The 14,012-nt window shown below is 63.8% G+C and carries 15 protein-coding genes; 2 read left to right on the forward strand and 13 right to left on the reverse strand.

Features of this window, described 5'->3' with window-relative positions; translation table 11 throughout:
- Positions 1–5 precede the first annotated feature (5 nt).
- From I6E51_RS02250 to I6E51_RS02275, 6 genes are read right to left on the reverse strand one after another with little or no spacing between them, the layout of a single operon-like run.
- Positions 6–866 (reverse strand): MurR/RpiR family transcriptional regulator, encoded by an 861-nt coding sequence (locus tag I6E51_RS02250; RefSeq protein WP_197109306.1) that lies wholly within the window; start codon positions 864–866, stop codon positions 6–8.
- Complete coding sequence (gene phnE / locus I6E51_RS02255) at positions 863–1,660, reverse strand: phosphonate ABC transporter, permease protein PhnE (RefSeq protein ID WP_197109307.1); 798 nt, start codon at positions 1,658–1,660, stop codon at positions 863–865. The genes I6E51_RS02250 and phnE (I6E51_RS02255) overlap by 4 nt, the downstream gene beginning before the upstream one ends.
- The gene (gene phnE, locus I6E51_RS02260; RefSeq protein WP_231599624.1) at positions 1,657–2,514 is read right to left on the reverse strand and encodes a phosphonate ABC transporter, permease protein PhnE; all 858 of its coding nucleotides are present in this window, start codon (positions 2,512–2,514) and stop codon (positions 1,657–1,659) included. The genes phnE (I6E51_RS02255) and phnE (I6E51_RS02260) overlap by 4 nt, the downstream gene beginning before the upstream one ends.
- Complete coding sequence (phnC, locus tag I6E51_RS02265; RefSeq protein WP_197109308.1) at positions 2,511–3,335, reverse strand: phosphonate ABC transporter ATP-binding protein; 825 nt, start codon at positions 3,333–3,335, stop codon at positions 2,511–2,513. Before phnC ends, phnE (I6E51_RS02260) begins: the two co-directional genes overlap by 4 nt.
- Positions 3,336–4,319: a phosphate/phosphite/phosphonate ABC transporter substrate-binding protein gene (phnD, locus tag I6E51_RS02270; protein ID WP_197110115.1), complete on the reverse strand. Its 984-nt coding sequence runs from the start codon at positions 4,317–4,319 to the stop codon at positions 3,336–3,338.
- 23 nt (positions 4,320–4,342) lie between these two features.
- A complete protein-coding gene (locus tag I6E51_RS02275; RefSeq protein ID WP_197109309.1) occupies positions 4,343–5,083 on the reverse strand; it encodes an HAD family hydrolase in 741 nt (246 codons plus the stop codon).
- A 101-nt stretch (positions 5,084–5,184) separates the two neighbouring features.
- Here I6E51_RS02275 and I6E51_RS02280 point away from each other — a divergent pair, with 101 nt between their 5' ends.
- Positions 5,185–5,919, forward strand: a complete 735-nt coding sequence (locus I6E51_RS02280; RefSeq protein WP_197109310.1) for an amino acid deaminase — start codon at positions 5,185–5,187, stop codon at positions 5,917–5,919.
- Positions 5,920–5,979: 60 nt separating this feature from the next.
- On the opposite strand, the gene I6E51_RS02285 is transcribed toward I6E51_RS02280, so the two are convergent.
- The 5 genes from I6E51_RS02285 to I6E51_RS02305 all read right to left on the reverse strand — a co-directional run bounded on the left by I6E51_RS02285 (position 5,980) and on the right by I6E51_RS02305 (position 11,381).
- Positions 5,980–6,816 (reverse strand): peroxiredoxin, encoded by an 837-nt coding sequence (locus I6E51_RS02285; protein ID WP_197109311.1) that lies wholly within the window; start codon positions 6,814–6,816, stop codon positions 5,980–5,982.
- Between the two features lies 1 nt (position 6,817).
- Positions 6,818–9,070 (reverse strand): phosphoribosylformylglycinamidine synthase subunit PurL, encoded by a 2,253-nt coding sequence (gene purL / locus I6E51_RS02290; RefSeq protein WP_197110116.1) that lies wholly within the window; start codon positions 9,068–9,070, stop codon positions 6,818–6,820.
- 155 nt (positions 9,071–9,225) lie between these two features.
- Complete coding sequence (locus I6E51_RS02295) at positions 9,226–10,176, reverse strand: PhzF family phenazine biosynthesis protein (RefSeq protein ID WP_307783767.1); 951 nt, start codon at positions 10,174–10,176, stop codon at positions 9,226–9,228.
- Positions 10,177–10,375: 199 nt separating this feature from the next.
- Complete coding sequence (locus I6E51_RS02300) at positions 10,376–10,771, reverse strand: hypothetical protein (RefSeq protein ID WP_231599625.1); 396 nt, start codon at positions 10,769–10,771, stop codon at positions 10,376–10,378.
- 109 nt (positions 10,772–10,880) lie between these two features.
- A complete protein-coding gene (locus tag I6E51_RS02305) occupies positions 10,881–11,381 on the reverse strand; it encodes a GNAT family N-acetyltransferase (protein ID WP_197109312.1) in 501 nt (166 codons plus the stop codon).
- A gap of 170 nt (positions 11,382–11,551) precedes the next feature.
- Here I6E51_RS02305 and I6E51_RS02310 point away from each other — a divergent pair, with 170 nt between their 5' ends.
- The gene (locus I6E51_RS02310) at positions 11,552–12,394 is read left to right on the forward strand and encodes a phosphotransferase family protein (RefSeq protein ID WP_231599626.1); all 843 of its coding nucleotides are present in this window, start codon (positions 11,552–11,554) and stop codon (positions 12,392–12,394) included.
- Between the two features lie 18 nt (positions 12,395–12,412).
- Here the strand turns inward: I6E51_RS02310 and I6E51_RS02315 are convergent, their stop codons facing one another.
- Positions 12,413–13,687, reverse strand: coding sequence for a type II toxin-antitoxin system HipA family toxin (locus I6E51_RS02315; protein ID WP_197109313.1), 1,275 nt, complete (start codon positions 13,685–13,687; stop codon positions 12,413–12,415).
- Positions 13,677–13,958 carry a helix-turn-helix domain-containing protein gene (locus I6E51_RS02320; RefSeq protein WP_197109314.1) on the reverse strand — a complete coding sequence of 94 codons (282 nt, stop codon included), beginning with the start codon at positions 13,956–13,958 and terminating at the stop codon, positions 13,677–13,679. Before I6E51_RS02320 ends, I6E51_RS02315 begins: the two co-directional genes overlap by 11 nt.
- Positions 13,959–14,012: the final 54 nt, after the last annotated feature.

Genomic DNA, 14,012 nt, shown 5'->3' on the forward strand with positions numbered 1-14,012 from the left:
CCTAGCTATTCGCTCAGGTTGTCGCTCAGCACATCAAGCACGAGCGCTCGCGTCTGATCGGCCGTCTCGCCCAGCTCTGAGGCGACAAGCCCGACGAGCGACTCCAGCAGAATCGTGTGCGACACCCGTGAGGTGTGCTCCAACTCATGACGGAACGAGCCCGTTGCCGGCGCAATCACGATCGCGTTGTCGGCGAGTTCCACGAGCGGCGACTGCGCAAACGACGTCACTGCAATCAGGTGTGCTCCCGAGGCGCGAACGGCGCGAGCGGAACGCAGCGTTGCCTCATTGGCGCCACTACCGCTGATAACCACACAGGCATCCTCGGTGGCAAGGCCGCGGGCAGCGATCTGCTGGCCAATGGCATCCGCCACATACTCCGACGGCCGACCGACCGCAGTCAGCCGCATGGCCAAGTCGCTGGCCTGGGCAGACGAGAGTCCATTGGCGATCACGAGCAGGCGTCGAGCGGTGGCGATGCGGGTGATCGCCGCATCGAGGCCGTCACTATCCAACGCGGCCGTGATGTGCGGCAGGGCGGCGGCGAGAGCATCCACTTCGGCTCGGATGCGGCCAAGCGCACCTTTCTCGTAGGTGACATCGCGGGCCTCGGTTTGGGCGAGCTCGCGCGTGAGGGCAACCCGCAACTGCGGGTACCCGCGGTAGCCGAGACGTTGGCAGGCACGGATCACGGTGGACCGAGCAACGCCGGCCCGGTCGGCGATCTCTTGAGCCGTGTTTTCGACCGCGGCTGCCGGATCATCGAGCAACAGTTGAATGAACTTGTCTTCACTCGGAACGAGCGCGTTACGCACCGTCGCGATGCGCGCGGTGGGCGATGCGTCAGAGTTTCCTGTCCAATTCATGCCAGGCGTGCTCCTTCGGTGATGCGGCGGCGGATGCGACCCGAAATGGCGTCGATGGTCATCGTGACGACCACGACAACAATCAACAGCATCCCGACAGTCGACCATTCTCGGTACTGAGTGTAGGAGGTAAGCATGTCACCGATGCCGCCGACACCAATCAAACCGAGCACGGCTGACGAGCGAACATTGATCTCGAAGCGGTAGAGCCAGAACGACATGAACTCGGGGCTGGCCGATGGCCACACTCCCCAGCGCACCACCTGTGCCCACGAACCACCCGCAGCGCGAGTTGATTCGATCGGGCCGCGGGGCACTCCTTCGATGGATTCGTAGCCCCACTTGCCGAGGGTGCCAATGCCATTGATGCCGAGGGCGATTGCCCCGGTGAGGGGAGTGAGCCCCGTGACCGAGAGGATCACAATCGCGATGATGATCTCGGGCACCGCACGAATGAGGGAGAACCCGATGCGCAGCACGGCGCGCACGGGCGCTGGCCCGAAGTCGCGGGCGGCCACAAAGCTCAGTGGGGTGGCGAGCAGGATGCCGATGACCGTACCGACCCAGGCCATCGCGACCGAACGCCACGTTTGAAAGAGCGCCTCGGGCAGCTTCGTCCAGTCGGGGCTGGCGAACATTAGCCACGTGTAGCGCGCGATCTCGGCAGGCAGGTCGAGCAGGCGATCCCATTGGATTTCGACCGACCAGAAGGCGGCAACCACAATTGCGGTCGTCACTAGCCAGAGTGCGTTGCGCAGGGTGCGGCGGGGCCGCGGGGGAGCAGCGAGGGTCATACGAGCCTCTTTCGAATCGATGACGACACCACGTCGATGACGACGACCACCACCAGGATTTCCAGAATGATGAGCGACAGTTGGTCGTAGCGGTAGAAGGTGCGCACGGCGTCAATCAGCAGGCCAAGACCGCCGGCGCCCACAAGGCCGAGAACCGTGGATGCTCGCACATTGAGTTCGAGCACATACAGGCTCTGATTGGCGAAGGCCGGCCACACATCGGGCAAGGCTGCGGCCCGGTTCACTTGCGCTCCCGTGCCTCCGGCGGCGCGCGCGGCTTCGAGCGGGCCAGCATCGTTGCTTTCGATTGCTTCAGACACCAGCTTGACGATGATGCCCACGTTGAAGAGCACGAGCGCGATGATGCCGGGCAGGGCGCCGACGCCGACCATCGCGACAAGAATTGCGGCATACAACAGTTCGGGCACAGCACGGATGACGTTCAAAATTGTGCGCACAATCCCGCGCAACACCGGGTGCGGGTTCGTGAGCCGCGCCGCCCACAGGCTCAGCGGGAGCGAGATCAAGGCGCCCACGGCGGTCGCGATCACCGCCATCTGCAGGGTTTCGAGCAGCGGCGCGAGCGTGCGTGGAAAGAACGACCAGTCAGGAACGAGCAACTGCGCGATCTTGCCTGCACCGTTCTGCCAATTGCGAGCAATCGCATCAAAGGAGAAGGCGACTCCCCACTGTGGACTGAAGGTGATAATCGTGATCACGAGCACGACAGCCACGGCAACCCAGGGCTTCCAGCGGCCCCGCGGGCGCGGCGGCACGGCCAACGCGGAAGACGTTGAGCCTGCGGCGGGAACGGATGCCGGGGCGGGACCGGGCGTCGGCGTTGCGGTCGTCATTCGCCCAGCACATCCTCCGGCGCGATGCTGCGCCCGTAGATGGCCTCAAAGTCGGCGTCGGTGGCGCTCGCCGCTGGGCCGTCGTAGACAACCTCGCCAGCACGGAGGCCGATCATCCGCGTCGTATAGGTGCGCGCGAGATCCATGAGGTGCACGTTCGTGATGACGGTGATGCCGAGGGTGCGGTTGATGCGCCGCAGGTCGTTCATCACAGCGTGGGCCGTTGGCGGGTCAAGGCTCGCGACAGGTTCATCGGCCAACATGAGGTGCGGTTGCTGGGTGAGGGCGCGCGCAATGGCAACCCGCTGCTGCTGACCGCCCGAGAGGCTGGATGCCCGATCCCAACACTTGCCCAGAATGCCGACGCTCTCGAGCGCTTCGAACGCGAGCTGCTTGTCGGAGGCGTGATGCAAGCCGAGCAGAGTGCGCCAGGTCGGAGTGTGAGCGAGCCGCCCGACAAGAACATTGTCGAGAACACTCGCGCGGCCGGCCAAATTGAAGCTCTGGAAGATCATGCCGATTCCGCCGCGCAGGGCGCGCAAGTCGCGACCACGAGTCGTCGCGAGGTCACGGTCGCCGACAGTGAGGTTGCCAGATGTGACAGGAACCAACCCGTTGATAGTGCGGATCAGGCTCGACTTGCCGGAACCCGACAGGCCAACGACAGAGACCATTTCGCCGGCGGCAATATCGAGGGAGACATTCTTGAGCGCGGTCACACCGTTGCCGTAGCGCACGGTGAGATCGCGCATGCTGATTGCCCACGACGCAGCGGCCGGAGTGGTGGCTCCGGCCGCTGCGCTGGGTGCGGGAATGCTCAATTACTGAAGACCAAGCTTCTCGGCGGCACGAGCCACAACATCGAGCGAGGCCGGGTCAGCCGGAGCAAGCTTGGTGATCGAGTAGATCGACTGCAGAACTTCGGAACCTTCTTCGGTGTTTGAGTAGTCCGCAAGCGCATCGGTGATCTTCTGCTGAAGCTCAGGGGAGAGGCTGCTCGTGAGAGCGACACCATCGTTGGGGATTTCTTCGCTCAGTGCGAAGACAACGACCTCTTGGCCGACATCCGGAACATCACTCGTGACGATGTCGCGGGCATCCCAGAAGCTGAAGCCCACTTCGGCGTCACCGTTGTAGACGGCGAGAACGCTCGCGTCGTTGGCGGTTACCGGCACCTGCTCGATGTCGGTGTCGGTGTTGATGCCGGCCTCTTGCAGAGCAAGAATGGGGTAGATGTAGCCAGCGGGCGAGCCGGGGCCGAGAAGCGCAACGGTTGTTCCCTTGTCGATCTTGGAGATGCTGTCGAGACCGGCAGGGCCCACGAGAGCGTCGGCGCCGTTGCAGAACAACTTGCCATCGCGCTCAACGGGCTCGTCGTCGCAGTACTTGTCTGGATTGTTCGTCATGAACTGAGCCGGGTAGCTGATGTTGCCGTTACGTTCGGTCTGCAGCACAACGCTCGCGCCGTACATGTCGTTCGCCTGCCAGAGCTGCAGCGACGGCAAGAAACCGATCTGCGCCTGATCGGCACCCATCGCTTCGACGGCGGCTTGGTAGTCCTTCGAGACAACACCGGTGACCTCCATGCCGAGGGCTTCGGTCAAGTAGTCGGTGAGGGGCTCGGCGGTGGTGACGAGTTCGCCCTGGTCTTGCGAGGGAACGAGAGCGAGCACGAGCGACGTCGGGTCGTTGGCTTCAGTGCCTTCGGCACTGTCGGCACTCGTGCTGCACGCGGACAGTGTGAGAGCAGTTGCGGTGAGAGCAACGCCGGCAACCAGTGCGCGAGATTTTTTGCTGAGGGTAATCACGGGTGTTTCCTTTCGAAGAGCTAGCTGAGAACTGCGGGTGGTGTGGTGGTGGTGGGTGGTGCGGCCTGCGGTTCACGGTGGGTTCCGTGAATCCAGGAGTTGAGGGCCTCGTACAGTTCGCCGAGGGTCGCAGCCGTGAAGTCGGCGTGCGGGTGAGGGGTGTCAGAGAGGAAGGCGGTGGTGGCTCCGCGGCGGTGGGCGGGCTCAAGGTCGTTGGCCCAGATGTCGCCGATGCTGAGAAGCGGGCCGGCGGGCATCCATTCGTCGAGAACTGCGTCGAGACCGGCGGGCTTTCCCACGTTCGTGTAGATGTGGTCGAAGTAGTCGGCGAGGCCGAGCGCGTCGAGCGTCTCAGCGATGCGGATGTCGGGGGCGTTCGTGGCGAGCACGATGGTGGCGTGCTCGCGAGCGGTGCGGAGAAACTCAGCGAGACCGGCGGGCGCGGTGACGGGCGCGGCGTCGGTGGCGAGCAGTTCGCGGCTCGCGAGGTAGGCCGCGTTGTGGGCGTCGGGGGCGACGGGCAGCGACTCTGAGGCGAGGCGAACGAGTTCGTAACCGTCGGATGCTTCGGCGAGCGGATGCCCGGGCTCGCGCAGAAGCGCGGTGCTGACGTCGCTGAGAAATTCCTCCGCCGCAGCGGGAGTGAGGCTCGAGGCGACGGCACGGGCGTACGCCATGATCGGGCCATCGCCGAGGGCGACGGTGCCATCGAAGTCGAAAACGATGGTGTGTGTGCGGGGGTGAGTGGCTGCGGTGGACATTGCGTCCAAGATATAAGACGCTCAGTGACGATTGGGCCATTTCAGGTGAACGGGAGGTAAATCATTCCCGGGACACGCCCCCGCGAGCCTACGATCAAGGAGTGGACGAACAGCATTTCACCCTCGCCGAACTCGATGCGAGCGCTCGCCGCATCGCCGCCGTGACCGGTGAGCGGGCGGTATCTCGAGCGCGCATTCACACGATCATTACCGGGGAACTACCGTGGCTTGCTGACCAGATCGGGGCCGACCGTGCCGAGGGGCGATTCGCCGAATGGGCGCTGTCGACGGCGATCGACGAAAACACCGGCGAGGCCGTCGTCTCCCGCGAACTGTTCGAGGTGCTGCACGACCTCGCCGGGCTTGAGGCACAGTGGCCGATCGGCAACGCCGGCCTGCTGCACTGCTACGGCTACCTGCTTTCGACGGCATCCACCCCGTATGGACTCAAGCGCGACCGCTGGGTCACGAGCGAGTTGGCCACCGCGTTCGGTCTCGCCCCCGACGCATTCACTCCGTGGACGGGCAGCGAATCGTTGCTGAGCCGGGTCGCGCACGTGATTGTTCCCACGCTCACTAACCCGCCCGCCGACGCGCTTGCCGTGCATACCGCGATCACCGAACCGGATGCCGCAGGCGTCTCCCACGCGACGCGAACGGTGGTCGTGCAGCGGCACGGTGTCGCAGCTCTGGCCTATGGATTCGTGGTGCAGCACGCGGGGGTTCGCGTGCTTCGGCCTGTGACGGTGTTCCCGGTTTCGGCGTCCTCCGACTGGCTCGCGGAGCTCGCCGCCGACGTCTCGCGGTTGCGCTTCAACGCTGTGGGGGCGGGCTAGCGCGCGGCAAGCAGCAGACAGTGAGCAGTGAGCAGTGAGCAGTGAGCAGCCAGCAGCAGGCTAGACCGCGCGGATGCCGTGCTGATCGAGCACGTCGAGGAACGTGGTCGGTTCTGGCCGCACCCGGTGGTTGTCGGTGTGTTCAGCCCACAGCACTGTTCCGGTGGCGTCGGTGATGATGACGGTCGGTACGACGGTGTCGCCATTGGCCGGGGCTCCTGCGCTGAACATGACGGGTGTTCCGCCGGACTGCACGATGTCGAGCACGGCGGCGGCCGAGGCATCCGCATCGATGTAATAGGTGACCGGGATGTCGAAGCGTTCGGAAAGCTCGACGGTGTCTTCGGGCTTTTGAGGGCTGATGATCGCGACAGCGACTCCGCGGCGGTCGAGCTCGCGGTACTGGTCGGCGATCTGGGCGACCTGGGCCATGCAGAATGGGCACCAGTTGCCGCGAATGAACATGATCACGTGTGGTTGTTGGGTGAGCACGCTGCTGTCGACGACAGTGCCATCCACGGTGGTGAGCGGGAACGACGGCAGCGGTTGCCCGACCGTGACGGGGCCTGCGGAGGTGTGCTGCACCGAGTACCAGTAGTTGTAGCCGAGAATCACGGCAAGCCCGAGAACGGCCACGAGTACGGCGAGCGGCCCGGCGAGGATGGCGGCAAAGATCGCCACGCCGGAGACAGCAAGCTGAACCCACGGATGCCGGCGCTGCACCACGACGACGCGCGTCATCAACAGTGCCAAATAGAGCGCGTACGCAACCCACGGCAGGGCGGCGGCGAGCCACCACGGTTGTGCCTCCGTGATGGCGCGCAGGATGACGAGCGTGATCACCACGAGGGCGAGCGCGGCGGTGACTTCTCCGTAAACCCTCTTGATGGTCTGCACGTTACGCGCCGAAGGCCTCCGCGAGCGTTCCGCGGTGTGCCGTGAGCAGTTCTTCGAGGGTCAGGGTGAACTGGTCCTGAATTTCGAGGGCGGGGGAGGCGGCATCCGTGACTCCGATGCGCACGGCAGGGTAGCCGCGGCCTTCGCAGAGTCCGCGGAATTTCACGTCGTCTTCGCGCGGGATCGAGACAACCATGCGGCCGGTTGATTCGCTGAAGAGGGCGGTGGCGGCATCGATGTCGTCACGCTCGAGCAGTTCGCCCAACCAGACGCGAGCGCCAACGCCGAAGCGCATGACGGATTCGGCGAGAGTTTGAGCGAGTCCGCCGTCGGCGAGGTCGTGGGCGCTGGCGATGATGTTTTGCTCGTTGCCGGCCTTGATGAGATCGGCGAGGCGACGCTCGGCAGCGAGGTCAACCTTCGGCGGCAGACCACCGAGGTGATCGTGGATGGTGCCGGCCCAGGCCGAACCGTCAAGCTCAAGCGCGGTGGTGCCGAGCAGGTAGATGTTGTTGCCTTCGTCTTGCCAGCCGCTCGGGATGCGCTCAGCAACGTCACGGATCAGGCCGAGCACTGCGACCACGGGGGTCGGATGGATGGGCACATCGCCGGTCTGGTTGTAGAACGAAACGTTTCCGCCGGTGACAGGAATTTCCATCTCGAGGCAACCGTCGGCGAGACCTTCAACGGCGCGGCTGAACTGCCACATCACTTCGGGGTTCTCGGGGCTACCAAAGTTGAGGCAGTCACTGACGGCGACAGGGTTGGCGCCGGTGGCGGCAACGTTGCGGAAGGCTTCAGCGAGAGCGATCTGGGCTCCGGCGTAGGGGTCGAGCTGGCAGAAGCGGCCATTGGCGTCGGTCGCGACAGAGAAGCCGAGGCCGCTCTCTTCGTCGATGCGCACCATGCCGGCGTCATCCGGGAAGCTCAAGGCGGTGTTGCCGAGCACGTAGCGGTCGTACTGGTCGGTGATCCAGCTCTTGTCGGCCAGGTTGGGGCTCGCGAGCAGCTGCAGCATTTGGTCGCGCAGCTCGATGCCGTCCTTGGGGCGGGCGAGGCCGGAGGCGCTGTCGGCCTGAAGCTTGTCGATCCACTTCGGGTAGGTGACGGGGCGGTCGTAGACGGGGCCATCGATGGCGACGGTACGGGGCTCGACGTTCACGATTTCTTCGTCGTGCCAGTTGATGATGAGGCGACCGGTGTCGGTGACTTCACCGAGCACGCTGGTTTCGACATCCCACTTCTCAACAACCTTGAGGAAGCCTTCGAGCTTCTCAGGCTTCACGATGGCCATCATGCGTTCTTGGCTCTCGGACATCAGAATTTCTTCTGCCGTGAGGGTGGGGTCGCGCAGCAGAACCTTTTCGAGTTCGATGAACATGCCACCGTCACCGTTCGAGGCGAGCTCGCTTGTTGCGCAGCTGATGCCAGCGGCGCCGAGGTCTTGGATACCCTCAACGAGGTCACCCTGGAAGAGTTCGAGGCAGCACTCGATGAGTACCTTTTCGGCGAAGGGGTCGCCGACCTGAACGGCGGGGCGCTTGGTCGGGCCGCCTTCTGAGAAGGAATCCGAAGCGAGGATGGATGCTCCGCCGATGCCATCGCCACCGGTGCGGGCACCAAACAGCACAACCTTGTTGCCCACGCCGCGAGCGTTAGCGAGGTGCAGGTCTTCGTGGCGCAGCACTCCAACGGCGAGTGCGTTGACGAGCGGGTTGGCCTGGTAGACGGAGTCGAAGTAAGTTTCGCCGCCGATGTTGGGCAAGCCGAGGCAGTTGCCGTAGAAGCTGATGCCCGAAACGACACCCTTGGCGACGCGAGCGGTGTCTGGATTGTCGATGGCGCCGAAGCGGAGCGCATCCATGACGGCAACGGGACGGGCACCCATGGAGATGATGTCGCGCACGATTCCGCCAACACCTGTTGCTGCACCCTGGAAGGGTTCGATGTAGCTGGGGTGGTTGTGGCTTTCGATCTTGAAGGTCACAGCCCAACCTTCGCCGACGTCGATGACGCCAGCGTTTTCGCCCATGCCGACCATGAGGTTCTTGGTCATGTTCTCGCTGACCTTCTTGCCAAACTGGCGAAGGTAGTTCTTCGAGGACTTGTAGGAGCAGTGCTCGCTCCACATCACGGAGTACATGGCAAGCTCACCGCTGGTGGGGCGGCGGCCCAGAATTTCGCGAATCTTCGCGTACTCGTCTGATTTGAGGCCGAGGGCGCCGTAGGGCTGCTCTTTCTCGGGCGTAGCCATCGCGTTCGATACCGTGTCGGCAACATGCTGGCGGGAATTGGTTGAGACGTCAGTCACGAGGGGCTTCTCCCAGAAGATTATGGATGCCGGGGTGCTCACGCCGGCTGGTTCCAGTCTACCTAGGTGCGCGAAGGTGTCGCGCTTGCTCGACTGGGTCAGGAGATGGGGGTTGCGGTGCCTGTTACGGTGACGCCACCGGTGGGCGGCACGTCGACCATGAGCAGGCTGGGGCGGCCAACATGGCGCCCTTGGTGCACCCCGAACCGGGCGGGAGGCTCGATCGCCCCCAACGCTCGAAGGTATGCGCCGAGCGACGCGGCCGCTGACCCCGTGGCGGGGTCTTCGGTGATGTCGCCCACCGGGAAAAGGTTGCGCGCTTCCACCCGCAGGGTTGACGACTCATCGGAGTGCTGGCGGCAAACCACGGTGACCGTTCCCGCCCATCCGCGCTCGTCCATCAGAGCACGGATGCTGGCCGGGTCGAAGCTAAAGGCATCAAAGACTTCTTGGGAGCGGATCGTGACAATGGGATGCCAGTTGCCGGCAAAGGCCTCCCCCAGAGGCCAGTGGTCATCGAGGTCGGAACGCTGGAGTCCCAAGAGCGAGAGCAGAGTGTCGGCAACCACGGGGTCGAGTTCACGAACGTGAGGTTCAACGCTCGTGAACGAGGCTGTCACCGAAGCGCTAGCCGCGCCTCCTGCTGGAGTGATGGCCGCATCCGAATCCGCATCCGATCGCGCTGTGTGAACGATGACGAGCCCAACCGGAGTCTCGAATGTGAAGGAACCGGTTCCCCGGCGCTCTGCCAGAGCAACAGCTGTCGCAACGGTCGCGTGGCCGCAAAATGGCACCTCGGCCACGGGAGAGAAGTAGCGCACTCGAACGGTTCTGTCGGTGTCGCTGCCGGGCTCGATGAGGAACGCTGTCTCGGCGTACCCGACATCCGCAGCGATTCGCTGCATCGCAGCGTCGCTGAGAGCGGAGGCATCGAGGACGACGCCGGCAGGGTTTCCCCCTCCGGGCTCAGAGGCGAAGGCCGCCAGACGAAGCACGTTTGTCGCTGGGGCCGAGTCATAATCATGGTCTGATGGTTGCCGTGGTGACACGAAACCACCCTGCCACAGTTGGGGCGGAGTTGGGATGAACTCGGGCACGAGTTCGTGGGGAAGGAGACCACCTCACCGCCGCCTGCTTCGGCGATCCCAGCGTCGCCGTCGAAGGCGAGCGAGGGATGAGCGTTGCTCTCTGAGGTGCCCCTTAGTCGTGAGAAAAGTGTCGGGGGTGGCGAGTAGCCTGAGCGCATGCTCACAACGCCATCAGAATGAAGCCCGCAACGACGCTCAGAAGGCCAATTCCGGTGAGTATCGAGCCGATGACGATGGCGGCGTTCGTGCGGCGGGGCCGTGCGAGACTCCACCGAGAGGGATGGCACTGGTCGTAGTGGAGCGTGACTGGGGCGCCGACATCCATGTTCGGAACCTCGGATGGCTCGTGAAGGACGGAGTACTGCCTGCCATCACCATCGGACCAGCGAAAGCCCTGAAAGCCTCCGGCTTCGAATACTTCGGCAGTGGTCGCGATCCACTTGCATGCCCGCAGAGCGAGAATCCAGCCGAAAAGGAGTAGCGGGATGCCGGGAACGAGGCCGACCCAGGACATCGTTTCGAGCACCGCTCCTAGAGCGCCCTCAGGTCCGGTCATCCTGCAATATTATCTGCCGCACAGCTCGGGGATCGCGGGCTGCAAAGAGGGGATTTCTCCGGCCTGTTCCCGCCGAACCTGCGCTCACTTCACTACCTGTGAGCGCTGATTAGGGCAGGGGTTTGAGCATCGCGAAGTTCGTCAGCTCAACGCCGCGCTTCACTGGATGCTGTTCAGCAGTGACGACGAATCCGAAACGTTCGAAGAACGGTCTGGCGGTGATGCTCACGTCGGCGGTCAGCACGCGTGCTCCCGAATCGGAAGCCACGGCTTCCGCGTGAGCGAGGAGCCGCCGCGCAACCCCACGTCGCAGAAATCGCGGCGCGACAAACATCATGTCGATGTACCCGGTGGCGCTCACATCGGAGAACCCTGCGACCTCTTCATCGATGGTCGCGACAAAACTGTTTCGCGCCGCCATCGCGCGGCCCCAAGAGTGCAGGTCCCGCGCATCGATATCCGCCCAGGCTTCCGTCTGCTCGACGGTGTAGTCAGCGGATGCCGTTTGGGTCACCGCGGCGATGAAGACGGCCAGCGTGCTGGCGGCATCCAGCTCGGTATAGGGGCGCACCTCAATCGAAGCGTGCTCACGATTCGCGGATGCAGTCACGCGACTAGCATCTCACTCGGGCTCGTGTGCGTCGGTGCCCCCTTCGGCCACACCCGACCCCAGTGGATCATTCCCCACGGCGGCATGATCACGCTCGACGCGACAACCCAGTCGGTCGCGGCCGACTACAGCTGACCGCCTCGTCCTAATGCGGTTCAGCACATGCGAGTATGAGTTACGTGACGGTTGTGGAGGTGGATGGCGTTATCGCCGCAGTGTCGGAGAAGCTGGGTCGCGCGATCACGCTCGTTCGACCGCTGGCTGGCGGCCAGCACGCGACGACGCTTGTGGTCGCGGACTCGACCGCCGAGTATGTCGTCAGAGTGTTCCCGACACTGGACGATGCGGTCGTGCACGAGCCACCAATCCTCGACCGAGTCGCTGCTCTGGGGGAGCGTGTGCCGCGGCTCGTCGCTACCGGTCAGTTCGGCGAATCCCCGTTCATCGTCACGTCGGTGGTCCCCGGCGGCCCGCCCTCACCCGACGTGCCACTGCGCAGGGTCGCAGAGCAGATGGCGGCGGTATTGGCCCAGATCCACGAACTCGACAGTGTCGGCCTCCGAACCCTGTCGTGGGAAACCCCGAAGGGTGTCAGCGCGATAGAGACTCGTGGGCGCGGGGCGTGGCAGCAACTTGATCGGGCTGACCGCGTTCTCACTCACTACGATTTTTGGTGCGGAAATGCCCTGTGGGAGGGTGACGTGCTCACCGGTGTCGTCGATTGGTCGGGCGCTCGCAGCGCTCCACGCGGCTTGGATGTGTCATGGTGCCGCCTCGACCTCGTGCTCCTCGGATCCATCGATGCGGCAGATCATTTTCTCGCGGAATACGAGCGCGAATCGGGGCACTCCCTTCCCGACATCCAGGCATGGGATCTGGTGGCTGCCGCCCGGTCGGCCTCGCGCGTTGAAACCTGGGCCCCCAACTATCTCGGTGTCGGATACAGCGACCTCACTGAGAGCGCCCTCCGCGCGCGGATGGATGATTGGACTGCACGCCTCTGCGTCAGCTGATGCCAGTTAGTCGATCCCTTAGCGCCGCGGTTCGCTGATCTCATCCCCAGCGATCAGGCGGCTGAGATTCCATTCCAGGCCGTCGAGGAGACCGGGCGAAATGCCGGCGGGTGGCCGAGTGCTGTTGAGCGCTGAGCTGAATGCCGCGAAGGTCTCTGTGACCGTTTTTTCGATTGATCTCGGCGTCATGACTCCCCAACCTGTGGCTTCATTGATGAGCCGTTCGGCACTGATGCGGCGGTGGTCGAATTGCCCATCGATCGCTAAGGCCATGGTCCAGTCGATACGGCCTGCCTGGTAGAGGTTGGGCACCGCGTCGTAGAGCTGGGTGAGGGTATCTTCGCCGGGGAGGTGAAGGATTCCGGTGTTCTTTGCGTGGCCATCGTTGTCGCCAACGAGCACCCGGTAAGTGAGCTGGCGCAACCACTCCGAGAGCGGGTTTTCTCCATTTAAGCTAGCCGCAGCTTCAGCGATCCTCGCTGCGCTGGGGCGTTGCGGGTTCGCGGGCCAGTTCTTGTCTTGAAACTTTGAGCTCGCGTTTATCCAGTCGAGGCCGAGGGCCTGCGCGCAGTCTTCTTGGTGAACGAGCCTGACAGTTTCGCCGTGGACGGCGCGGTCAAAGCGTTCGATCGCCAGATAGGAGGTGCGGCCGACGGTGTGGAGTTCGCTTTCGAAATGGGAGAGCCCCATGGCGCGGGTGAGCTGGTGGCTGAAGTATTCGTCCGCGATCAGATGAGGGCGCGATGACACTTGGGGCTTGATGATGTGGGTGGAGTGGGCACTGCCGTGCGGCTGCCGCCAGCCGGCTCCGAAGTTCGCCAACAGAAGTTTGGGCTGAAAGCCCGGGATCATCGAGCGGCTGTCATCTCGCTGCCCAAGGTCGTGATCCTCAACTGCCCTCTTCAGCATCCGGTTCAGTTCAGCGTCGCTCAGCGGTTCATAGGATGCCGAGCTCGCGGGATTGTCTCCGACCGGGAGAAAGGTCAGGGCGCCGGCGAGCGATCCACCGAATTCGCGAAGGATGCCGAAAAGATCGTTCGGTTGTATCCCGCGCTCCGAAGCCATCGCTTCGCGCTGGTTGCCCTCGGGCCCGTAACCTCCAAGGAACCGTGACACCAGGTTCACGTCGGTTCGAGCGCCGGGGACGGTGGTGAAGCTTTCGGTTAAGCGCACTGCACCGGGCTGATAGTCCGCAGCCCATGTGAGTCGGACTTGCTCGGCAGAACCCCGTGCGGCCCGAGTTAGCGTTCCGATGCGCTGTTCATGAAGAAATACTGCGAGTTCACTCGCCATCGCGTGCTCCGGCCTCGCTCTGGGCCTCGTCGGCTTCGGAGCTCTGACGCGTCAGTTCGTACGTGACGGTGACGCGGATGCCGAGCTTATTGAGGGTGCGGAACAGCCTCGACGCGAAGAGGTTCGGTTTGCCGGATTCGATTTCGCGCAGGTAGTTGCGCGAGAATCCCAGCGTTTCTGCGACGTCCTCTTGGCGGATGCCCTGTGCTTGCCGTGCAACCTTCACGACGGCGCCGAGGTCCTTGAAGTTGGTGATCCCAATGGTGGGCATCGGATGCTCCTTCCCTTTGTCCCTGCCAGACCCGAAACTACGATGCACGGATAA

This window comes from Salinibacterium sp. NSLL17, assembly GCF_015864935.1.
In the GTDB taxonomy this organism is placed as follows: domain Bacteria; phylum Actinomycetota; class Actinomycetes; order Actinomycetales; family Microbacteriaceae; genus Rhodoglobus.